At 55.3% G+C, this 19,744-nt stretch carries 21 protein-coding genes and 2 pseudogenes; 7 read left to right on the top strand and 16 right to left on the bottom strand.

Features of this window, described 5'->3' with window-relative positions:
• Window positions 1–45 precede the first annotated feature (45 nt).
• The 3 genes from U5J94_RS11635 to U5J94_RS11625 all read right to left on the bottom strand — a co-directional run bounded on the left by U5J94_RS11635 (window position 46) and on the right by U5J94_RS11625 (window position 1,691).
• Entirely contained in the window at window positions 46–507 is a 462-nt protein-coding gene (locus U5J94_RS11635; RefSeq protein WP_322565797.1) for a host attachment protein, read from the bottom strand.
• A 47-nt stretch (window positions 508–554) separates the two neighbouring features.
• Entirely contained in the window at window positions 555–1,058 is a 504-nt protein-coding gene (locus U5J94_RS11630; protein ID WP_322565796.1) for a hypothetical protein, read from the bottom strand.
• 126 nt (window positions 1,059–1,184) lie between these two features.
• Window positions 1,185–1,691, bottom strand: coding sequence for a type 1 glutamine amidotransferase domain-containing protein (locus tag U5J94_RS11625; RefSeq protein WP_322565795.1), 507 nt, complete (start codon window positions 1,689–1,691; stop codon window positions 1,185–1,187).
• A gap of 343 nt (window positions 1,692–2,034) precedes the next feature.
• Here U5J94_RS11625 and U5J94_RS11620 point away from each other — a divergent pair, with 343 nt between their 5' ends.
• The 4 genes from U5J94_RS11620 (at window position 2,035) to U5J94_RS11605 (ending at window position 5,925) form a co-directional block, all read left to right on the top strand.
• Window positions 2,035–2,505: a peroxiredoxin gene (locus U5J94_RS11620; protein ID WP_322565794.1), complete on the top strand. Its 471-nt coding sequence runs from the start codon at window positions 2,035–2,037 to the stop codon at window positions 2,503–2,505.
• A 122-nt stretch (window positions 2,506–2,627) separates the two neighbouring features.
• Window positions 2,628–3,098 (top strand): hypothetical protein, encoded by a 471-nt coding sequence (locus U5J94_RS11615; protein WP_322565793.1) that lies wholly within the window; start codon window positions 2,628–2,630, stop codon window positions 3,096–3,098.
• A gap of 125 nt (window positions 3,099–3,223) precedes the next feature.
• On the top strand, window positions 3,224–5,119 hold the full coding sequence (locus U5J94_RS11610; protein WP_322565792.1) for a copper resistance system multicopper oxidase: 1,896 nt from the start codon (window positions 3,224–3,226) through the stop codon (window positions 5,117–5,119).
• Between the two features lie 113 nt (window positions 5,120–5,232).
• Window positions 5,233–5,925, top strand: coding sequence for a copper resistance protein B (locus tag U5J94_RS11605; protein ID WP_322565791.1), 693 nt, complete (start codon window positions 5,233–5,235; stop codon window positions 5,923–5,925).
• Between the two features lie 121 nt (window positions 5,926–6,046).
• Here the strand turns inward: U5J94_RS11605 and U5J94_RS11600 are convergent, their stop codons facing one another.
• Window positions 6,047–7,330, bottom strand: a complete 1,284-nt coding sequence (locus U5J94_RS11600; protein WP_322565790.1) for a HipA domain-containing protein — start codon at window positions 7,328–7,330, stop codon at window positions 6,047–6,049.
• Window positions 7,320–7,658, bottom strand: coding sequence for a helix-turn-helix transcriptional regulator (locus U5J94_RS11595; RefSeq protein WP_322565789.1), 339 nt, complete (start codon window positions 7,656–7,658; stop codon window positions 7,320–7,322). Before U5J94_RS11595 ends, U5J94_RS11600 begins: the two co-directional genes overlap by 11 nt.
• Window positions 7,659–7,761: 103 nt before the next feature.
• Here U5J94_RS11595 and msrB point away from each other — a divergent pair.
• A pseudogene (gene msrB / locus U5J94_RS11590) lies at window positions 7,762–8,079 on the top strand (peptide-methionine (R)-S-oxide reductase MsrB); the annotation flags it as partial.
• 125 nt (window positions 8,080–8,204) lie between these two features.
• Here msrB and U5J94_RS11585 read toward each other — a convergent pair.
• The 8 genes from U5J94_RS11585 to U5J94_RS11555 all read right to left on the bottom strand — a co-directional run bounded on the left by U5J94_RS11585 (window position 8,205) and on the right by U5J94_RS11555 (window position 16,083).
• Entirely contained in the window at window positions 8,205–8,408 is a 204-nt protein-coding gene (locus tag U5J94_RS11585; RefSeq protein WP_322565788.1) for a hypothetical protein, read from the bottom strand.
• Window positions 8,409–8,481: 73 nt separating this feature from the next.
• Entirely contained in the window at window positions 8,482–8,850 is a 369-nt protein-coding gene (locus U5J94_RS11580; RefSeq protein WP_322565787.1) for a type II toxin-antitoxin system VapC family toxin, read from the bottom strand.
• Window positions 8,847–9,044 (bottom strand): type II toxin-antitoxin system VapB family antitoxin, encoded by a 198-nt coding sequence (locus U5J94_RS11575; protein ID WP_322565786.1) that lies wholly within the window; start codon window positions 9,042–9,044, stop codon window positions 8,847–8,849. Before U5J94_RS11575 ends, U5J94_RS11580 begins: the two co-directional genes overlap by 4 nt.
• 338 nt (window positions 9,045–9,382) lie before the next feature.
• Complete coding sequence (locus U5J94_RS11570) at window positions 9,383–10,612, bottom strand: IS256 family transposase (protein WP_322564286.1); 1,230 nt, start codon at window positions 10,610–10,612, stop codon at window positions 9,383–9,385.
• Window positions 10,613–10,753: 141 nt separating this feature from the next.
• Window positions 10,754–11,014 carry a DUF3800 domain-containing protein gene (locus tag U5J94_RS15345; RefSeq protein WP_416224110.1) on the bottom strand — a complete coding sequence of 87 codons (261 nt, stop codon included), beginning with the start codon at window positions 11,012–11,014 and terminating at the stop codon, window positions 10,754–10,756.
• A 105-nt stretch (window positions 11,015–11,119) separates the two neighbouring features.
• Window positions 11,120–13,471, bottom strand: a complete 2,352-nt coding sequence (locus U5J94_RS11565; RefSeq protein ID WP_322565785.1) for a DUF748 domain-containing protein — start codon at window positions 13,469–13,471, stop codon at window positions 11,120–11,122.
• 667 nt (window positions 13,472–14,138) lie between these two features.
• Window positions 14,139–14,861: a zeta toxin family protein gene (locus U5J94_RS11560; RefSeq protein WP_416224170.1), complete on the bottom strand. Its 723-nt coding sequence runs from the start codon at window positions 14,859–14,861 to the stop codon at window positions 14,139–14,141.
• A 148-nt stretch (window positions 14,862–15,009) separates the two neighbouring features.
• Window positions 15,010–16,083, bottom strand: coding sequence for a Fic family protein (locus tag U5J94_RS11555; RefSeq protein WP_322565784.1), 1,074 nt, complete (start codon window positions 16,081–16,083; stop codon window positions 15,010–15,012).
• A gap of 469 nt (window positions 16,084–16,552) precedes the next feature.
• On the opposite strand from U5J94_RS11555, the gene U5J94_RS11550 reads away from it, so the two are divergent.
• Window positions 16,553–16,840, top strand: coding sequence for a carboxymuconolactone decarboxylase family protein (locus tag U5J94_RS11550; protein WP_322565783.1), 288 nt, complete (start codon window positions 16,553–16,555; stop codon window positions 16,838–16,840).
• Window positions 16,841–16,906: 66 nt separating this feature from the next.
• Complete coding sequence (locus U5J94_RS11545) at window positions 16,907–17,470, top strand: RNA polymerase sigma factor (protein WP_322565782.1); 564 nt, start codon at window positions 16,907–16,909, stop codon at window positions 17,468–17,470.
• Window positions 17,471–17,638: 168 nt separating this feature from the next.
• On the opposite strand, the gene U5J94_RS11540 is transcribed toward U5J94_RS11545, so the two are convergent.
• The 3 genes and pseudogenes from U5J94_RS11540 to U5J94_RS11535 all read right to left on the bottom strand — a co-directional run bounded on the left by U5J94_RS11540 (window position 17,639) and on the right by U5J94_RS11535 (window position 19,660).
• The gene (locus tag U5J94_RS11540) at window positions 17,639–18,148 is read right to left on the bottom strand and encodes a hypothetical protein (protein ID WP_322565781.1); all 510 of its coding nucleotides are present in this window, start codon (window positions 18,146–18,148) and stop codon (window positions 17,639–17,641) included.
• A 7-nt stretch (window positions 18,149–18,155) separates the two neighbouring features.
• Window positions 18,156–18,287 (bottom strand): annotated as a pseudogene (locus U5J94_RS15340) (type I restriction enzyme endonuclease domain-containing protein); the annotation flags it as partial.
• Window positions 18,288–18,400: 113 nt separating this feature from the next.
• Window positions 18,401–19,660, bottom strand: coding sequence for a hypothetical protein (locus U5J94_RS11535; RefSeq protein ID WP_322565780.1), 1,260 nt, complete (start codon window positions 19,658–19,660; stop codon window positions 18,401–18,403).
• Window positions 19,661–19,744: the final 84 nt, after the last annotated feature.

The following is a 19,744-nucleotide window of genomic DNA, read 5'->3' as shown; positions in this document are numbered from 1 at the left end:
GGGCGTAAAGCAACAGGCCGGTTGGTCACCGGCCTGCCGGTCTGCTCAATGCAGTTCCAGGTTGGGTAAATATTCCGGCAGATGTTTGCGAATGGCGTCCGGATTTTGCCGGGTCAGGTTTTTATCCAGTTGCAGGGTCAGACTGCGACGGGTGCTTTCGTTCAGACTGTCACGCAACAGGCCGAGAAAGTTCGGCGCGGCGACAATAATCAGTTGTTTGAACTTGTTCTTGCCGTGGGCCTTGTTGATATGCTGGGCAATCTCACGCGAGAAATTGATCGCCTCATGCTTTTTGGGATCGGTTTCCTGGGTCATGGCGTGGGCAAAGCTGCCATTGATGCCTTTGCCATTTTGTTTGCCCGGCAGGTCGGAGGTAATATCCTGTTCATGCTGTCGGCTGGCCGGGTGGGTAAATGTTTCCACTTCAATCAGTGGTGAGGATGCCGTATCCGCGGAAAAAAGACGGGCGCGACTGCTATCGGCAACCAGAATCCAGGTCTTGGGCATAAGTGACTCCTCCTTCGTTGGGATGTCAAAAAACTCAAAGCGCCGGGCTAAATCTGCAACGCTTGCAGTTCCATATTGCGGCTGCTCATTTCCCAGCAGGTATTAAAGAACGCAATCAGTTCCGCGGCCCGGCCCGGGTCGTTAAAACTGGCGATCCCCTCGAAACGGCCGGCAACGCGCCGATCCACCACCCCACAACCGTCGGCGACAAAAAACGCGTGATGATACGCGCGGGACAGCTGGCGAATTTCAATGCGACTGCTCAGGTGCCGGGTCAACTCGGGCAGGTGATGGCAGCGGTGGAGCAGTTTATCGGGGCTATAAAACAGAATCCGTATAGTCGCGTTGGCGTCCCCCGTGGCAATGCGCCGTGCCGATGCCACGAAATCAGGCCTGTCGTAGAGCGCGGGCTCCAGATCGTCGTCGAATATATATAAGGAATGTGACGCCTGCTGGCTCATGGCGTGAGTGACCCGGGAGCAATCCTCCCGCCCGGCCACCGAAAGGAGCTGGTCGGACTCACACAGGGAGAGCGAATCGATGGGATCCATTCTTCTAGTCTAGCGCCTTTGGCGTCCTTGTCACGAGTCCGCCGCAAATCGGTCAAACCCCCGTTCAGAGCGTCCGACTGGCGGTTGTAAGTGATTGAAATACAAGCAGCCGGCAAACCCCGTGTGTCACAGCGCCTGTTCGATCGCCTGACAGAATTGCTCCAGATCATCCGGCTTGCGTGAGGTGATCAGATTGCCGTCCACGACCACCGGCTCATCCACCCAGATCGCGCCGGCGTTGAGCAGATCGGTGCGCACCGACGGCCAGGAGGTGAGGGTGCGGCCACGCACCTGGTCCGCCTCGATCAGCAATTGCGGACCGTGACAGATCGCCGCCACCGGCTTGCCGGTGCTGACGAAGCCTTTGACAAAGGCCACGATTTTCTCATCGGTTCGCAGGCGATCCGGACCGAAACCGCCGGGGATCACCAGCGCATCGTAATCGTCCGGATCGGCTTTGCTGGCGTCCATGTCGATGTGCGCGGCAACGCCTTCGCGTTTGCCATGCACATCGACGCCGGCTTCCTTGCCCATCACATCAACTTCATGGCCGGCTTTTTTCAGGCGCTCGTAGGGGACCTGAAACTCGGAATCCTCAAAACCTTCACCCACGATAAAGACCAGCTTGCTCATAATGCGTCTCCTTGTGATGTACTTCTGTCAGGTGATGTTCTATTAGAGAGACTGTAGAACAGCAAACGGGCGTTGCCCATTGCGAAATTTCAATATTTACCCTGCAAACTACGTGGACACAGCGCTGGCGGAATATGTTATATACGCAGTGCCAAACAGGCGTTTGAATACCCGATCACCTGGTTTACAAGATTGCTTCGCCAAGTTTATGCCCCGAAGGGGTACTCGCAATGACATAAGACGAGAGCAGTCATTGCGAGGAACAACGTGACGAAGCAATCTCTCTGAACTGACAATGAGAACACTTGTCTGGAATGAGCCTGTCGAATAACGGAGAAGAACAATGTTACAACCTGAACAATTTGCACCGCCGTTTTGCGCCCCGAATCAGTCCAGCCGACCTGTCTGTCTGGCCGATTTCAAAGGCCTCAAAAACGTGATCCTGTATTTTTATCCCAGGGACGACACACCGGGCTGTACCGTGGAAGCCAACCAGTTCAGCCAGCTGGCAGACGAATTCGCACAACACGACACAGTCGTGCTCGGCGTCAGCCGGGACGACAGTGACAGCCACCAGGCCTTTATCAGCAAATTCGACCTGCGCGTCGATCTGCTGGCTGACACCGACGGCGAGCTGTGCGACAAATACGGCGTCTGGCAGGAAAAGGAAAAAAACGGCGTAAAGAAAATGGGCATCGTGCGTTCCACCTTTGTCATCGACAAAACCGGCAAGCTGGTTCATGTCGAGTACGGCGTCGATCCCGAAGGGCATGCGCAGGCGATGCTGGAGAAGGTCAGGGCGTTGGCGTCTTGATCCCGTGGTGCTGCGGTCCTATGATTATTGTCGGCAGATGAAATAAATGCTAGAGTCATCACGCGGCTGTGGAACCAAGTTCTAACCTCGCAGTCCAAACAGAGTGTGACACCCGGTTTTTTATGCTGATGATTTCCAATCCATTGAAAATGCTGTTTCTTTTCCTCGCCATCGGGATACTCCCGGGACAGGTGACAGCGGCCGATATCAGCACAGGGCCCGCTACGGGCATTGCTCCGACAATGCCCGACATCTCGCCCGGCGCCGTCCAACCGGCAGCAACCCAGCTCATTGCAGCGACACAGCTGGATACAACACAGCTCAACACGACACAACTGAATACAAGACATCAAGGCGTTTCGTCATCGACGGAATCCGCCTGTTGCCAAACCGGGGAAACCGTTAGCGGTTGCGAGCATTGTGCTGACGGAAGCTGCGAAACCGGCAGTTGTAATACCTGTTTTCATTGTATCACGGCGCTGCCGTCGAACTACGCCGGTCAGCACGATGCCTACCCCGCTTATCAGCAACAGCCTGACAAAGCTTTTTCAACGATCTATCAAGTCACCGAACTACGTCCCCCTCGAACCTGAATAGCCCGTCTACAGTGTCCGCCTGTGCGGACATGCAGTATCGTCATTTTTTATTATGATTTTGCCACACTGATGCTGCCTTGCTCAGTTGTGCTATACCTTTATAGAAAAGGGGAGACGTTCAAATGAACAAATATCTCGATCCGAAAGGGTCACATTCGCCCGGACGCCGGCAATTTTTGCAAGGCGCGGCGGCGATGGCCGTTCTCGCCGGGCTGGGCCGACTGGCTCCGGCCTATGCCTGGGAACTGAGCGGTAACCTCGTTGCGGAGAAAACCGTTTCGGGCAACACCGATATCTTTGATCTGACTATCGACCATACGCCGATGAAAATCGGAGCTTATGAGGCCAACCCCATTACCATCAACGGCTCCGTCCCGGGTCCGCTGATCCGGATGCAAGAGGGTCGTGAGGTGATGTTGCGCGTCACGAACAATCTCTCAGAGAGCACCTCGATTCACTGGCATGGCATTTTATTGCCGGAAAACATGGATGGCGTCCCCGGTGTCAGTTTCCCTGGTATCAAGCCCGGTGAAACCTTCGTTTATCGTTATTCCGTCAAACAGAGTGGGACCTATTGGTATCACAGCCATACCGGCCTGCAGGAACAACTTGGCCATTACGGTCCGCTCATTGTCGATCCGGCGGAGCCCGAGCCCTTCGAGTATGATCGTGATTATGTTGTCATGCTCTCGGATTGGACTTTTGACGATCCGCATCATGTCCTGGCCAATCTGAAAAAAGCCGAAGGATATTATAACTACCAGAAACGCACGACCGGCGATTTCTTTGAGGATGTCTCCACCATGGGCTGGGGTCCGGCCATGGACAAATGGCAAATGTGGGGCCAGATGCGAATGAGTTCGCGTGACATCCTGGATGTGACCGGCAGCGTGTATACCTATCTCATTAATGGTTTACCATCAGGTTCAAACTGGACCGGCCTGTTCCGGCGCGGGGAGAAGATCCGCCTGCGGTTCATCAACGGCTCCGCCATGTCGTTCTTCGATGTGCGCATTCCCGGATTGAAAATGACCGTGGTCGCAGCCGACGGGCAGAACGTGGAACCCGTGCCGATCGACGAGTTCCGTATCGGCGTGGCCGAGACCTACGATGTCATCGTCGAACCCGATGGAGATCGGGCCTATACCATCTTTGCCGAGGCCATGGATCGTTCCGGCTATGTCAGCGCAACGCTTGCGCCGCGTGAAGGTATGACCGCGCCGGTACCGGAACCCCGGCCACAACCGGTGGAACGTGGCATGAAATCCATGGGGATGGACCACGGCTCCATGGGCCATGGTGATATGAATATGGATATGTCATCCCAAAACACCATGGACCAGGACAGCATGCAGATGGATATGTCAGCCGACAATAACAGCATGAGCGGTGGCATGGATCACAGCAAAATGAACATGTCGGCGGAGCAGGGCAGTGGCATGCAACACGACATGAATAACATGGGTTCCGGCTCGGACTGGGTGTTGAAGGATCGCAAGATCAGCCACGGCCCGGACAATCACGGCGTCGGAGCGGCCATGGTGTCACCCAATCCGATGAACCGCATGGACGATCCCGGTATCGGCCTGGAAAATGTGGGCCATAAAGTCCTGGTCTACAACGATCTGCGCGGTTTGCATCCCTGGCCCGATCAACGCGAGCCACAACGGGAAATCGAACTGCATTTGACCGGCAACATGGAACGCTACATGTGGTCGTTCGACGGCGAGAAGTTCTCCGAGGTCGACGGCCCCATTCGCTTCCATCATGGCGAACGGCTGCGGCTGATCCTGGTTAATGACACCATGATGGATCACCCGATCCATTTGCACGGGATGTGGATGGAGCTGGAGAACAAGCACGGCAAGTACCGGCCGCGCAAACACACGCTCAGCGTCAAGCCCGGAGAAATGCTCTCGGCCCAAATTACGGCCGACGCCCCCGGTGATTGGGCATTTCATTGTCATCTCCTGTACCACATGAAAGCGGGCATGTTCCGTGTGGTATCAGTGGCTTAACTCAACAGGAGGACATGACAATGAAACTATTAAGAGACAATCTGCTCACTTCGACGCTTGCAGCCTCTGTTGTACTAACCACGCTGATCTCCGTATCCGGCGCACAGGCTGAAATGAAACCCAAAAAACCCGGCTGGCCGATCCCGGTACACGATACGACAACCTACAGCATGTTACTCATCGATCGTCTGGAATATGCCTGGTCTGACGAGGAAGATAGCGTCAACTGGGAAGGCCAGTACTGGTACGGCGGCGACTATAACCGTCTCTACATCGAAGGTGAAGGGGAAGATGTCGTCAGCGGCGGTGAAGGTGGGGAAATCGAAACCCTGGACATCCTCTACAGCCGGATGATTGCACCCTTCTGGGATGTTCAGATGGGTGCCGGTTACCAGCGTGAATACGGCCCGGGTCCCGACACAGAACGTGGCTTCGCCGTGCTCGGAATCCAGGGCCTGGCCCCGTACTGGTTCGAGATCGACGCCAATCTGCGTGTCAGCGACGACGGCGATGCCTCGGCCGATCTGGAGGCTGAATACGACTGGCTGCTGACCCAACGAACCATTCTCCAGGGCCGCTTCGAAACGGCGTATGCCGGCAATGATGTGCCCGAGTTCGGTATCGGCAAGGGGTTCACCAACGCCAAGTTCGGATTACGCCTGCGCTATGAAATCCGGCGCGAGTTCGCGCCTTATATCGGCGTCAGCTGGAACAAGTACTTGAGTGACACCGCTGATTTGAAAGAAGCCGAGGGTGAAGAGACCGACCACACGGCCGTGGTCGCCGGCGTCCGGATGTGGTTCTAAGGCCCTGAATGGCGGGAAATCCCGGGTGACCGGGGCTTTCCCGCCGTCTCCCTGCCATCCCTGTTAGTGCGCATAATGTATATTATGTTAAATTTAAGAGATGACGCTAATCCACTGATATTCAATAACTTCTCCCCTCCTGGATGAAAGCAAACGGGTTCAGGAACTGCCGCCCCCACAGCAGGTCCTTATCGACTGATGTGAGACCCGCTTCATCACACACGGCGTCCCAATGTCTTTTTATCGTGTCGACCTGGCCATCGATCACGGCGCGAGCCTCGTTTTCGGACAAAAGAAACTGGTCCGCCGCGGACAAACAGACATCCAGCCGACTGAAGCGGTTATCGCCCCGTATCAACATCGCCTGAGTGGCTTCGTTACCGGCACGGTGTTGCGGGCAAATGTCATACGCCGGGGTCAGCTGCAATTGCCGCCCATCCCAGAAAGCCGCATGATTGCGGGCGTGGTCATCGGTGTTACCACAGAGAATATTGAACACCAGGCGTGCGAACAGCTCGCGCAACATGTGTTTGGGTTGCGTAAAGCGGTGGCGAATGATCTCCGCCAACTGTTCATAGCTGGCATAACGGGCCATCATCTCATCCAGGCCCAGCAGGGTCAGTGACGACACCATTGCCCTGCGCTGCCAGCCGGCGGTCGTTGCTTGTCGGTCAAAGCGTTCCACCAGCAACACATCCTTGCCCGAGGACTGGACCAGTTTGACCTGGGCGACATCGATACCCGTCAACGCCGCCAGGCGCATGGCAATGAACTCGGTCTTGACCACGCTGTACAGATCGGTGGAGCTGGAGAACTTGGCAATGTATTTACGCTCGCCATCCGTGACCAGGGCCTTGGGTCGCGCGCCGCCGATGGATGTGCCGTGTTGTAATGCCTGCGCCAGTTCCGGCGTCAGCGGCAGCCCCTTTTCCACCCGCTCGGCGGATTCCAGCAATTCTTCCAGCGTCGCCTGTGCCGCCTGCCGTGGCACATACTCGGTGGCCGAATACTGAAAATCCAGGGCGCCGATACGGTCAGAACCCGATTCCAGCAGATAGCTCAGCTCATCCAGTGCGGCGGTGTCGGTATCCCGGCCTTTTACGCCCAGCAGACGATTGATGATCACGCGCCGCCCCCAGGCATCGGGTGAGGCATCGCGCAAACAGCCGGGCATACTCAGCCCCGGCAGCAGCGGCAGGCTGCCGCGCTGCAGGGGCAGCTCCGGGGTAAACAGGGAAATCGCATCGTCCCGCGTCAGGTAACTCTGGCCGTAATTGAACTGCAGGCCCTGGACCGTCGGCGCCAGACGGCCGGCCACCACCGGCTCCACCTGCCCCGGCAGCCAGACCCAGACATAGGCTTCGCCGGGCGTCTGCGTTTTGGAACCATGCAGGCTAGAAGTCATCCTTCACCTCGGCAGCCCGCTTACGCACGGCCCTGGGCAACAGACTCAACTTATCCGCCGTTTCCCGGCTGCGCGCCTGCAGGTCGGTCAATTCGGGCTCGAACAGGGTCACCCCGACAATTGCAGCCACCTCAAGGGACGCGCCCAGCTCGCAGCGCGGATCGCCTTTCTCGATGCGATACAGCATGTCGCGGGAAATCCCGGCCCGGTCCGCCAGCTCCTGGGCTGTCATCTTACGCTCGGTACGGCCGGCACGCACCAGCATTCCCAGCAGGGTCAGGGCCTGACGGGTGTATCGGGAATAGCTGCGGGTGCTTGTCCTGGCCATAGGGTTTCTCAAAAACGTCTTATACACAAGACATATTGTAGCTCATGTCGTATATATATGACAGTTAATTTGTAAAGTCGTCGACCAGGATCATACCGGAGGAGAGGACGGCACCGAACCGGCCTTCTCCAGTCCGCTGGACAAGGAAAAGCGCAAGGGCACCTATGTCTGCGCCGGCTGTGCCCTGCCCCTGTTCACCTCCGAGATGAAATATGACAGCGGCACCGGCTGGCCCAGTTTCACCACCACCCTGCCCGACGCTGTCGAAACCAGTCTCGACTTCAAACTGGTCTGGCCGCGCACCGAATACCATTGCGCACGCTGCGAAGGCCATCAGGGCCACGTATTTAACGACGGTCCGCAACCCACCGGCAAGCGCTGGTGCAACAACGGCCTCGCCCTCAAATTCATCCCGGCGTAGTCACTGGTATTTAGGATTTAGGACTGCAACTATCTTTTATCCGTGGCTCTGCATAGCCTCATGGAATTCGTTCCTGTTTCAATAAGGTTGCAGTGGTGCAGATGCAGACCTCGCTCAGAGCCCGTTTAATCTTCATGCTTTCCGTATTTAGCGGCGTCTTCTTGTACTTGAGCGGCTTGTTTGGGCAGCTCGCCAATAATGACCGGCTTGCCGTCTTGCCAAATCACCGCATACTGGTTAAGCAGCCGCTTGCGTTCAAGCGCCTTGGACACCGCCTTGCGAAGCGATTCCAGTGCTATCAAGCTATCTTGTGAGGGTTGGTAATTCATCTTGACTCCTGTTGCAGAATCGCAAAAAAGGAACACTGCCAACTGCTATCTGCCAACTGCCAACTATCACTATTCAATCCGCACCATACGCCAGGTTCAGTGTCTCGGCCGTCGCCCGCAGGCGCTTGTCCCTTGTCCACAGTTGCGTCGAGCCAGCCAGGGTCACCGCCGCCAGCAAGTGCGCGTCGACATAACCGATGCCCCGGCCCATCAGCATGTGGCGTTCGATAAAAAACAGCACTTCCGCATCGCTGGCGACCGTCGCCTGCGGTAGATCCCCGAGCAGCTGCAGCACCTCGCCGCGATTACGCAGGTTGCCGCAGGCCAGCTCACCAAGCACAAACGGGTGCATCAGCACCCGAGTGTGGTTCAGCAATTCCTCCAGCGTGGCATCACCGACGCGCAGGTGATCCACCCACACCGAGGTGTCGACCAGGATCATGCCGGATCGGACTGCCGGCGGGGCACGACCTCTAACTGCGGCTCACTGCCACCCAGCCGCGCCAGACGCCGGGCGCTCTCGCGCTCGATCAGCGCGCGCAGCCCCTCCCGCACCAGGGCGGCTTTTTCGGTCATGCCGGTGATACGCTGCGCTTCATCCAGCAGCTGGTCATCGATGTTCAGGGTCGTACGCATAGGAAACACCTCATTCGGTTGCACTACATCAAAGAATACATCATTTGATGCTGTTTGTCGTGCCGTAGGGAAATGGCATTCCAGGGGATTCGGCCCCTGATGAACTTTAAAGCGACAATTTTTGCCTGAAAAAGGGCCTTTTAAGGCCTGTTAGGGTCGGGTTTTAGGGATTTTTTATTTCAATGGGTTGCAGTGGTGCGGGACCCCGGTTCGCGTCAGAATCTATAACATTAATCCGACTTGATTTTCTGCATGAGAAATACGATATTACAAGGCAGACGGGTAAATCCTACTACGTGCCTCGCAGAGACTGTAAATAATTCTGTGTAACTGCCCGGTTAGAACTGCTCCGGCATTCTATCCGGAAACTCAATCATAAAACGATTCAAGGCGTCCTTCCAATGGTGAATGGGCATGGTCCATTTCTTGGAGGCCGCCTGCATGGCCAGATAGACGACCTTGAGTGCCGCGTCGTCATTCGGAAAGACCTTACGGTTGTTGACGGCCTTACGGATAACGCTATTGAGGGATTCGATAGCGTTGGTGGTGTAAATTACTTTACGAATATCATCCGGGTAGTTAAACAGGGTGATGAGATTCGGCCAGTGTTTGCGCCAGGCCGTGCTGATGGACGGAAACTTCTCATCCCAGCGCTCGGCAAAGGCGGCCAGCTCTCGCTCGGCCTCCTCGACAGTGAGGGAGGCGTAGATCTTTTTCAGGTCAGCGGCAACGGTCTTGCGTTCTTTCCAGGAGACGAATTTGAGCGAGTTGCGCACCATATGCACGATGCATAGCTGGATCTGGGTCTTCGGGTAAACGGTGTTAATGGCTTCCGGGAAGCCTGTCAGCCCATCCACCGAGGCGATGAAAATGTCCTTCAGGCCCCGTTGTTGCAGTTCGGTGAGCACGGACAGCCAGAACTTGGCACCCTCGTTTTCCGCGAGCCACAGCCCCAGCAGTTCTTTCTGGCCGTCCAGGTTGATGCCCAGCGCCAGGTAAATGGCTTTGTTGATGACGCGTTTGTCCTGACGGATCTTCACCCGGATGCAGTCGAGATAGACGATGGGATAGACCTCATCCAGGGGTCGGGATTGCCATTGCTGGACCTGTTCCAGCACCTGCTCGGTGACCCGTGAAATCAGCGTAGGAGAGACCTCAACGCCGTACAGTTCCAACAAGGTGGAAGCTATGTCCCGCGTGCTCATGCCCTTGCTGTAGAGCATGATGATCTTGTCGTTGAAAATCGGTAGCCGGGTCTGGTTTTTGGAGATAATGAGCGGCTCAAATTCCCCGTTGCGGTCCCGGGGAATGGCAATTGGCAGCTCGCCAAGCTCGCCCTTCAAGGTTTTACTGCTGTAACCGTTACGGCTGTTGCCGCTATGCTGACCGGCTTTGTCATGCTTGGGATAGCCAAGGTGGTCATCCATCTCGCCTTCGAGCATAGCTTCAAAGGTTTTTTGGCGCAGCAAGCGGGTGAGGTCCTCGAGTTCCTCCGGTGTTTTGATACTGTTCACCAGGGCTTCAAGCTGCGGGTCGATATCGGTTTTGGTTTTTGTTCTTCTGCTCATGTGTCTTTTCCTTTATTATCAAGGGTATGGGACTTTGAGCAGTTACACAATTTAATTTACAGTCTCGCCTCGCATGTTCCCTTCCATCGGTTGGCAAGAGTGCTTGGAATATTGGCGTAGCAGGGGCCGTCTTTTTTTTGCCTATCCGTTTCCCAAATATTCCGTTTCAAAACGAATTCTCGCACGATAATCTCTATACCACACCGGGTCGTCACCGTGCTCATACTTCCTATAGATACCCCAACAAAATAAATCTACTGCCTGTAATCCTGCATTAGCTTTAGAATCCTCGTGATATATATTCAACGGGACGTTCAGCGGCAACCTTGCTTCAAGTTGATTGCCTAAATATTGATTGAAATCCGCAATTTCCTCCTTATTCTTGCACTTGTCTACAATCAACGTGACAGCAGGATTTGCAGATCTCAAATCAACTTTCCCATGAGAAATTATTTAACCGCACCGAGATCATTTCAAGCAACCCTCTCCTCTGCCGACTGCTATCTGCTAACTGCCAACTGTCTTTAATCCGACCTCCATCGTAACCTGCTCGTCGTCTTCCGATTCGATCACCATGGGCTGCGCCAGAAGGACCCGATCGGGTTCGACGGCGGTGTCCTCCAGCAGGCGGTCGCGCACGGCCGCGGCACGCGCCTGCGCCAGCGCCGCGAGATCGGCATCGGTGACAGGCTGCGCGGCGATCACGCGCGTGGCGATATGGGCCCGGTAGGCGATCGCGTCGAAGCGCGCACCGCCCTCCGCCGCCTCGTTTGCCGCGCGGGTGAACCGCTCGCGGAGCGCATCCAGATTGGCATCGGGGTAGGCGCGGGCGAACAGCGCTTCCATCGCGTCCTGTGTCGAGGCCGCGGTCAGATCGGGCGACGACACCTCGCGTCCCTGCTCGCGCAACCGCGCGGCCAGCGCCTCGACTGCGCGCCGACGCTTGAGCACCGGGCCGTCCACCTCCGGATCGAAAGGTCCGGCCAGCTCCAGCGCGAGCGCCGGACGCTTCGCAAGCGCCTTGCGCAGCAGCACGACGCGCTCGAGCTGTGGCGGCGTCAGGTCGCTGCGGCCCGCCGGGAACAGGATCCGTTGCAGATCCTCGTCGCCGGCCCCGACCAAACCCGCCAAGAAGCGAAACGGCGAGCTGACGACCTTGATGATCGCGTCCATCACCGCCTGGCGGATCGCGCCGCCCAGCTTGAACTGTGGATCGCCGACCTCGCCCGTGACCGGGATAGCCATCTCGATGATGCCCTCGCTGTTCTTGAGCAGCGCGACGGCGAGCCCAAGCGGCAAATCCATCGCCTCGGGGCTTTCGACCTTCTCGCCCAGCCGCAGATCGTGCAACGCTATCGCGTTGGCGCCTTCCAGTCGGCCGTCGGCGAGGCGGTAAACGAGATCGAGGTCCATCCGGCCGCCCGCGATCCGGCGTCCGGCGAAGGCGGCCGTGTACGGCGAATACGCCGGCACCTGCAGGTTACGGAATGTGAGCGTGACGTTTGTGTCCCGCATCGGCTGCCAGGCATGGATCGCGCCTTCGATGCGCGCCAGGCCGTGCTCGCCCACCTGCCCTTCGAGCCGGACGTCGGCCGGCGCCTGCGTGTCCGAGGCCAGCGAGGAGATCTCGCCGTTCAGCTCATGGATGCGCGTCGAAAACGGCAGCGGCAGCGAGCGGTCCGCGAAGCGCAGACCGCCGTCGGTCAGAACGATGCCGGCAACGCTGATACGAAACGGGGCGGCGGACTCGCTGTCAGCCTCCCCGGACGGGGCTGCCTCGCCCCCGGCGCGCGCCACCCGCAGTTGGCCGATATTCGTGCTTCGATCCTCGCGGATGATCACCCGACCGGAGACTCCCTCGATGGAGACGCTCGAGGCTTCGACGCTGCGCTGTGCGAGACTCAGATCGAGGCGCTCGATCCGCAGCGCCTGCCAGCCCGCCACCGGCGTGTCGTCAGTCAGGGGCACAAGACTGAGCTGTTCCACATCGACACGGCCGCGATAGGCCAGCGGCTCGTCGCCGCTGACGGACAGCTGCCCGCCGAGGTTCACGCGCCCGCTTTCGATCCCTATCCGGGCGAACTGCTGCAGGTAAGGCGCCGCCGGACTCAGGGCCAGCGCATCCACGCGCAGATCGCCGTTAACCTCGAAGGGCGGCGACACCCGCAGCGCACCGTCGAACGAGAAGGCGCCGCCCGCGTCGAGCCGCCCGGCAAGATGGACCGGAAACGGAGTGCTCTCGTGCAGGGTGGCATCATCCAGCGACAGCTCGAGCTCGCGTAGCGCAATGCTGGCGCTCGAGCCTGAGGAGTCGGAATCCGCGCTCAGGCGATCCACAAAAGTGATCGCCCCCGCCACAACGTTCAGATCGCGGATCACCACCGCCGGCATGCCGCCCTCCTCGCCCTTGCCGGAATCCGCCGGCGCGCCCGCCGCGTCCTCCATCAGCCGGGTGAAGCGCGTCGCCCCCGAGGCGAAGCGCTCCTCCTGAACCACCGGCTCTTCGAGGCGCACCGCCTGGAACGTCCAGGCCCGATCGACCAGGCTGAGCAGCGTGAAATTGACGAACAGCCGCTCGAAGCGGACGAGCTCGTGGCCGTCGGTATCCGCCAGCGCAAAGTCGTTTACCGTCAGCGTGAAGGTGTAGGGATTGAAGTCGACGTTGCCGATGCGCAGCTCGCGGTCAAGATCCTCCCGCACCGTGTCCACCGCGATCGTCTCGGCAAGCCACGGCACCAGAAAAAAGCCGGCAAGCGTATATAACGCGACGGCCAAAACCGCCCAGAAGCGCACCCGGCGAATGTTAAACCAGCGGCGGCGCAGATACCCCCGGATCGGCGAAGGGGATTGATCATGCATAGCGATGCGCTCCTGTGATGCAACTTGCCGTGAGGGGCGCGTCAACGGCCCGACAGATCCGCCCCGCGTGCGCGCCGTAAAGCGCAAACTTCAAGTGTAGAAACAAAAACAGGGATATGCTGCGCATCGCATAGTCAGCCAGGGTACGCCGTCCTGCGCACCGTCATCTCAATGCCAGGCTAACTGGCACCTGCCCGAAAAACCCTCTGCCGACTGCAAATTGCCAACTGCTAACTATCCCTTCTAATATGATGATTTCAATGAGTTGTGTTGGCCCGAGAGCCCGCTTTAGCCCCGGCACTGACTTTTAAACTGCGATTTTTGCCTGAAAACGGCCTTTAAGGCCTGTGTGAGCCGGAATTTTGGGCTTTTTGATTGTTATTTCAACAAATCGCAGTGGTCCGAGCCTGGGCAGGCGGGCGGAGGCTGGAAAAATCGTGTTTAAGGAGCTAGTGAATCAGGAAGGGCAAACAAAATAATCTTTCTAAAAGAAAGGTTATTTTGCAGCGTGGGCCTTGCGGATAACCCCGAGCTGTCTGTCAGAGGCTTTTTTCAGCACGTCGGAATACACGCGCTTCTTTTCACCGGATGAAGCGTGACGAATAAATTCCGAAAATGGTGTGGACTTTTTCGATTTTGACTTGAAAATCAAAAACATAGCGACTCTCTAGTTTAGACCCAGTAGTTCTCTAAGGTCTGTCGAAGTATATTTTTCCGGTATATGGTTGTCAATCCGGTCCACGCCCGCCTTGTACAGTCTATGTGTGTTATCGGTATTCTTGAGCAATAAATCAACCTTTAAATCTGAACCAAATTTTTTCTTGAGCTGGTTTACAACCTTCCGCGCGGCAAAATACTGCTCGATAAAATGTTCCGGATTAATCCGACGACCTTCGACCGTCTCCCGGCTGGTAACAAACTCCCACGCGAGCATAGGGTCCTGGTAGACATACAGAATTTGAACCACTCGCCCTTTTTTCAGGGAGCGAGCGATATTCTGCTCGGCCTTTTCATAGTTACTTAGCGTTCCGTCCAGCAAAAAACTTTGCTTTTGTTTGAGCGCCATGTCATGAATTTTCTCGACCAGGACGGATACCGCTTTTTGAAACAACCAGGAATTTCCCCCTTCATAATCAGGGAACTCATAGCGAAGATCATCAGGGTCAATCCGCAGGATTTCCGCACCATCCGCCTCGACCGCAGCGAGCAGCTCGATAGAGGCTTCGGTCTTGCCGGCGCCTGGTGATCCGGCCATAAACACGGAGACAGGATCGTCTTCAGGGATAAAACGGTTTGGATCGGTCAGCCTCTGAGCAATCAGTTTTTTGTGCTCTCGTGCAAAGGCCAGGGCCTCTTCTTCTATTTTTTTCTCCTCCTGTGTCAGCACCAAAGCAATCACCCCGTTACACGTTGATACATCATATTTTCAAGTGCGCTGGCACTATTTCGCTTCTCTGCCGACTGCTGACTGCGAACTGCCAACTATTTTTAATTTCACCCCGGAAAAAGGCCTTTTTCAGCACGCCGGAATATCCGGCTCACTGGCTCAACAACGCGAACAGTGGCTCATTGATATAAAAATTGGTTCGCCCCAGTTTGGTCTTGCGCACGAAGCCGGCTGACTCCAGCGCGCCGAGGTATTTCATCGCCGTGGGCCGGGAGACGCCCAGATCCCGTTCGACAAAGTCGATTTTGGTGTAGGGGTGGCGAAACAGATTATTCAGCAGCTCCTGCCGATACAGTTTGGGCAGCTCATCCCGCAGGCGTTGCTTGGTCGCCTGCATCAGCTCGCGAATGGCTCGCACCTTGTCCAGGGTCTCGTGCGCGGTCTCCTCCACCGCGCGCAGCATGTACTGCAACCACGGCTCCCAGGCCCCCTGTTCGCGCACGGCTTGCAGTCCCTGATAGTAATCGGCCTTGTGGCGCACGATGTAACGGCTCAGATACAGCACCGGCGTATCCAGCAACCCGTGTAACACCAGATACAATAAATTCAGAATCCGCCCGGTGCGCCCGTTGCCATCGTAAAAAGGATGAATGCTCTCAAACTGGAAATGGAGGATCGCCATCCGCACCAGCGGATCGGGATCATCGGAATCGTCGCGATGAAAATATTCCAGAAAGTTACCCAGCAGCCGCTCGATCTCCGCCGGCGATTGGGGCGGTTCGTAGACCACCTCGCCCGCCCGCGGGTTGTGCAACACCGTACCGGGCAGCTTGCGCAGGCCGGCGTGGTTTTCTTCCAGCACGGCCTGGATCGCCAGCACGTCCTCCAGCCGCAAAAAGCCCCGCTCGCGCACCCGCGCCAGGCCCAGCTTGAGGGCCGTGGCGTAATGGTGCACCTCCCTGGCCGCCGCGCTGGGGTAATGACCGGCCTCCTCGTCCCCCTGGAACAGCTGATCATGGGTGATGACGATATCCTCGATCTCGGAGGAATCCTTGGCCTCCTGCAGGGCCAGGGTATCGATCAGGATCGACTCATTGGGAATCACCGCCACCGAGCCCTTCAGCTCCGCCAGCGCGCGGTGCGCACGTGCCGCCAGCCGCAGCACGGCGCGGCTTTCCAGCTCGGCGGAATGGATCAGCGGCAATGGGGCCAGGGCGGTAGACATGTCAAAAATCGGCGAATAATTTGCTGTTTTAGTCTGATATGTAAAGAATATAGCAGTTTTCTTTACATATTTCAGTCATGGGTAAAGAAAATCGGCCTGATCTCCTTCCCGCGTTACACCGCGCTGTACATTTCCCATAGCAATTTGCTACGTTTACGTCAGTTCTCTGCCAGCCCCTTTTTCCATCACCATGACGTACCTCATCGGCGGCAAACTCAGCCAGCTGCCAGCGTCACCCTACAACACAACATCTAGTGTGGCGGCGTGAGCGGCGCTACCCACACAGATCGCGAAAGGGCCACCTTGAGTCTAAGCACCCTTCGGGCGCTCCAGGGTTTGCGGCCCACGCTGGCGTTGGGCGTTGGCCTGCGATTGATGCAGGTGTATCCATTTAACCGGGAGACCCGTCTAAGTGGGTAGGCGAAGACGATCGCCTGTTACCATCACTCGGAATCTAAAGGAGAATACTATGAGCGATCTAACCACCCGCGAAAGCGAACTCGTTGCCCTTGGAGCCGCTTTGGGAAGCAATTGTGTGCCGTGCATCGAATACCACATTCCACAGGCGCGCAAAGTCGGTCTCACCGATCAGGAGATTCACTCTGCAATACAGCTTGCTGACAAGGTCAGGCAGGTTCCGGCCAATAAAGTGCTCGAGGCAGCGCGTAGCCTACTGCCCCCTGCGACAGACAATCAGAATGCTTCATCGAACGAATCGGAGGCACCCGACGCGAGTGGCGGCTGCGGGTGTTCCTGATACTGGTCTCATCCCGCTCCGTGTCGACAGGTTCGGCATGGAGCATGCCTTTGAGAGGAAACCAAGTTGAACGGATCTTCAAGACAATCGGCGTTCGACACCGCCGCTCGCGAATTGGCATCGCCGATCCTGCACTTTATCGAACGGAGTGTGGGAAACCGGGCGGTGGCAGAGGAACTGCAGCAGGAGACTCTGTTACGCATGTACAAGGGTTTATCATCGTTCGCCGGGCGATCATCGGTCAAGACCTGGGCATTTTCCATTGCCCGCCGCGTCGTGGCCGATTACCTGCGGCATCCCGATCGGGAAAGGAGCATCGTCGCGCTGGACGAAACCGAGGAACCCATCGATCCCGAACGCGAGATTGACCAGCGTTTGGTCGAGAGCGAGATGAACGAATGCATACGCGCCGTCATCGAAACCCTGCCGGAGTCATACCGCTCCGCCCTGCTCCTTCATGATCTCGAAGGGCTCTCGGCCGTCCAGACAGCCGATGTATGCGAATGTTCGGTGGCGACTGCGAAGATCAGGATTCACCGTGCACGTCATAAGCTCAAGGATGCGCTGGCAAAGCAGTGCGATTTTTATCACGACAAGGAAAGCGTCTTTCGGTGCGATCGCAAGGCGTGACATGCGTAAGGGATCGGATGTCTTGATAAGAGTTATAGTGATTTCTGGTGTATGGAAGCAGGTTAAGGAGATGGCGTATCCTGTTGGTCAAATCAAGGGGTCAGATCACTTGATTGTTTACTACATCATAGGCTGGTGGTTGGCTCAAGTGTTCTGACCCCTTGATTCCTAAAATGACGAAATTGCATTCTCTAAAGGTTCAATTAAATTTTCGCCAAAAGGAATATCCTTGGAACCTGTATTCAATTTCCCCGGAATAGGACATTTTCTGCTTGTTAGTTTTTCTCTTTCCCCGAATATCTCAGCATCCTCTATTATCCAAAATCCGATTGGATAGAGTTCTTTATTTAAATACAATAAGTAGAGAACATCCCAACCTTTATGTATCGGTGAAATTGTTCGTGTCTTGGAAAATTGCGATACTGTCTTAACTTGTATTCTAGTCTTGCTTATGCCATTGGTTAGCTCTATATCCCACCCTTTTTCAGAATGAGTTCCGTATTTCAGTTCCGCATCTGGATAGCTATATAATAAATAAATATATGCATAATATTCGCCGATGCATCCTGTTTTCTGATCACCACCAGGTATTGCGGGATGTGAATCTTGCCAATCCTGAAACTCTGAATACGCCTTGGCGTACTTTTTTATTACTTCTTGTATTTCACTGTGTGACATGGCTATATTACACGGCCCAACTCTGTGACAAAACTTCAGCTTGTTTTAAAACCAGATCGATTGCCTCATCCGCGTTATCCGGTGGGTATTTGTAGCGACGGAGAAGGACGCGGACCTTGTTACGCAGCTTTGCCCGTACCTATCAAAGGGTCAGAGCGCTTGAAATATCAGATTGTCAGACTTCAAGTGTTCTGACCCCTTGACCCCTCCCGGTAAGCTCTCCACAGAATAGGTGTGCTGTCATCGTACAGTTCAGTATTCGCCTTTAACCATTATATCGATTAATGGCTTACACGCGATCCATGTGGCTTCGACATAATCGAGTATTTCAGGTGTCGCTGTTTTTGCACATGATCTATATGGGAATATCGCACCCACAGCTACTTGGAGATTTGATTTTTTATTTGATAAGGCGTCATAGGTTGCCATTAACCATTCAGGTTGAGTTTTAACGGGGTGCTTTGTATTTCCAGGAAATGCCGTTCTTAGATCATATTCTACTCGTGCATCGACTATTGCAGCAGAACGCTGGGAAGGATAACGTCTTTGTACAACATCAACCCATGGTGCAGAACCTTTTGCCTTCCTTAATGATTTAACAAGATTTTTATTGACAAGCCTCATTAAATCTTCAAAGCCATCAAACTCAAGGTCAATAATATTTCTTCTGAATTCTGTTCTTATGCCATGCGGTACAGTAACAATTGCCAAGACTCTGTCTCGACCAATCCCCATAGTCAAGTGAGGGTATTTAGTAAATGCTTCTTCGTTACTTGAACCTTTTAGCCGTAAAAAGTCCCAGACTGCCCCGCCATCTTTGCCTGTAATGGCCCCACGTCCAATGCCTTTTGGATTCATCCCGAGTTGTTTTATCAGGGACTTCCTGCCACGCAGCTCATCCATGGCCAACTTTATTAGCCTTTTAGCCTCAGGATAGTTATAAGGGTTATCGTTTGAAAAAGGAATTCCAGAAAACACAGTGAGTGTCCCCTCTTTTAAGTAGCCATCATTAACCATTTTAGACTCTGCGACCTCCATGTATCTAGTCGCTTCGGCAGCCCAGGTTGACAGACTGGCATGTTTGTATAACCAGGTATATATTTCAGACCATGTTTTGAATAGCACATAATCCGGTAACTTCCGGGTTGGTTTAGTTACGTCAATAGCCAAGACTAATATTTCTTGATACCCGCGTTTTATTGCCGCGTTGTAATGACGCCTTAACTGGTCATTATTCAGCGGTGATGAAATCTTGCTCTCAACCAGCAACGACCAGTACTCATCGTCGAATATCCACGCATCGGGCAAACCTCGCCTCTCTGACTCCTCTTCAGAAATTTGTGGCTCACCTGGTAATTGCTGTTCGATGATTGATAGAGATTTGGGAGGTGTTTTAAGCGTTACCCAACGAACGAACTGTTTCAACAACGTCCTGTCGTGATCCAATACAGAGACCAAAGCATGAGTAAGCCGGTTTTCTGGTTGACTATATTGGTCGAAGATATTTCTCATGTATTTTCCAAGTAATTTGGATCAAATCACTATTTTCTCTAATATTAGTAGATACTATGCACTGACCCTGATTTCTCGAGTATT

It is taken from the genome of Thiohalophilus sp. (genome assembly GCF_034522235.1).
Classification (GTDB): domain Bacteria; phylum Pseudomonadota; class Gammaproteobacteria; order UBA6429; family Thiohalophilaceae; genus Thiohalophilus.
Note: the sequence above shows the minus strand (reverse complement) of the source record. Positions and strands in the feature narration are given on the sequence as shown.

Bases quoted from the DNA above. Each gene is read 5' to 3' on its own strand.
- U5J94_RS11635 (WP_322565797.1), bottom strand. From the start codon at position 507: ATGCCCAAGACCTGGATTCTGGTTGCCGATAGCAGTCGCGCCCGTCTT.
- U5J94_RS11630 (WP_322565796.1), bottom strand. From the start codon at position 1,058: ATGGATCCCATCGATTCGCTCTCCCTGTGTGAGTCCGACCAGCTCCTT.
- U5J94_RS11625 (WP_322565795.1), bottom strand. From the start codon at position 1,691: ATGAGCAAGCTGGTCTTTATCGTGGGTGAAGGTTTTGAGGATTCCGAG.
- U5J94_RS11620 (WP_322565794.1), top strand. From the start codon at position 2,035: ATGTTACAACCTGAACAATTTGCACCGCCGTTTTGCGCCCCGAATCAG.
- U5J94_RS11615 (WP_322565793.1), top strand. From the start codon at position 2,628: ATGCTGATGATTTCCAATCCATTGAAAATGCTGTTTCTTTTCCTCGCC.
- U5J94_RS11610 (WP_322565792.1), top strand. From the start codon at position 3,224: ATGAACAAATATCTCGATCCGAAAGGGTCACATTCGCCCGGACGCCGG.
- U5J94_RS11605 (WP_322565791.1), top strand. From the start codon at position 5,233: ATGAAACCCAAAAAACCCGGCTGGCCGATCCCGGTACACGATACGACA.
- U5J94_RS11600 (WP_322565790.1), bottom strand. From the start codon at position 7,330: ATGACTTCTAGCCTGCATGGTTCCAAAACGCAGACGCCCGGCGAAGCC.
- U5J94_RS11595 (WP_322565789.1), bottom strand. From the start codon at position 7,658: ATGGCCAGGACAAGCACCCGCAGCTATTCCCGATACACCCGTCAGGCC.
- U5J94_RS11585 (WP_322565788.1), bottom strand. From the start codon at position 8,408: ATGAATTACCAACCCTCACAAGATAGCTTGATAGCACTGGAATCGCTT.
- U5J94_RS11580 (WP_322565787.1), bottom strand. From the start codon at position 8,850: ATGATCCTGGTCGACACCTCGGTGTGGGTGGATCACCTGCGCGTCGGT.
- U5J94_RS11575 (WP_322565786.1), bottom strand. From the start codon at position 9,044: ATGCGTACGACCCTGAACATCGATGACCAGCTGCTGGATGAAGCGCAG.
- U5J94_RS11570 (WP_322564286.1), bottom strand. From the start codon at position 10,612: ATGAGCAGAAGAACAAAAACCAAAACCGATATCGACCCGCAGCTTGAA.
- U5J94_RS11565 (WP_322565785.1), bottom strand. From the start codon at position 13,471: ATGCATGATCAATCCCCTTCGCCGATCCGGGGGTATCTGCGCCGCCGC.
- U5J94_RS11555 (WP_322565784.1), bottom strand. From the start codon at position 16,083: ATGTCTACCGCCCTGGCCCCATTGCCGCTGATCCATTCCGCCGAGCTG.
- U5J94_RS11550 (WP_322565783.1), top strand. From the start codon at position 16,553: ATGAGCGATCTAACCACCCGCGAAAGCGAACTCGTTGCCCTTGGAGCC.
- U5J94_RS11540 (WP_322565781.1), bottom strand. From the start codon at position 18,148: ATGTCACACAGTGAAATACAAGAAGTAATAAAAAAGTACGCCAAGGCG.
- U5J94_RS11535 (WP_322565780.1), bottom strand. From the start codon at position 19,660: ATGAGAAATATCTTCGACCAATATAGTCAACCAGAAAACCGGCTTACT.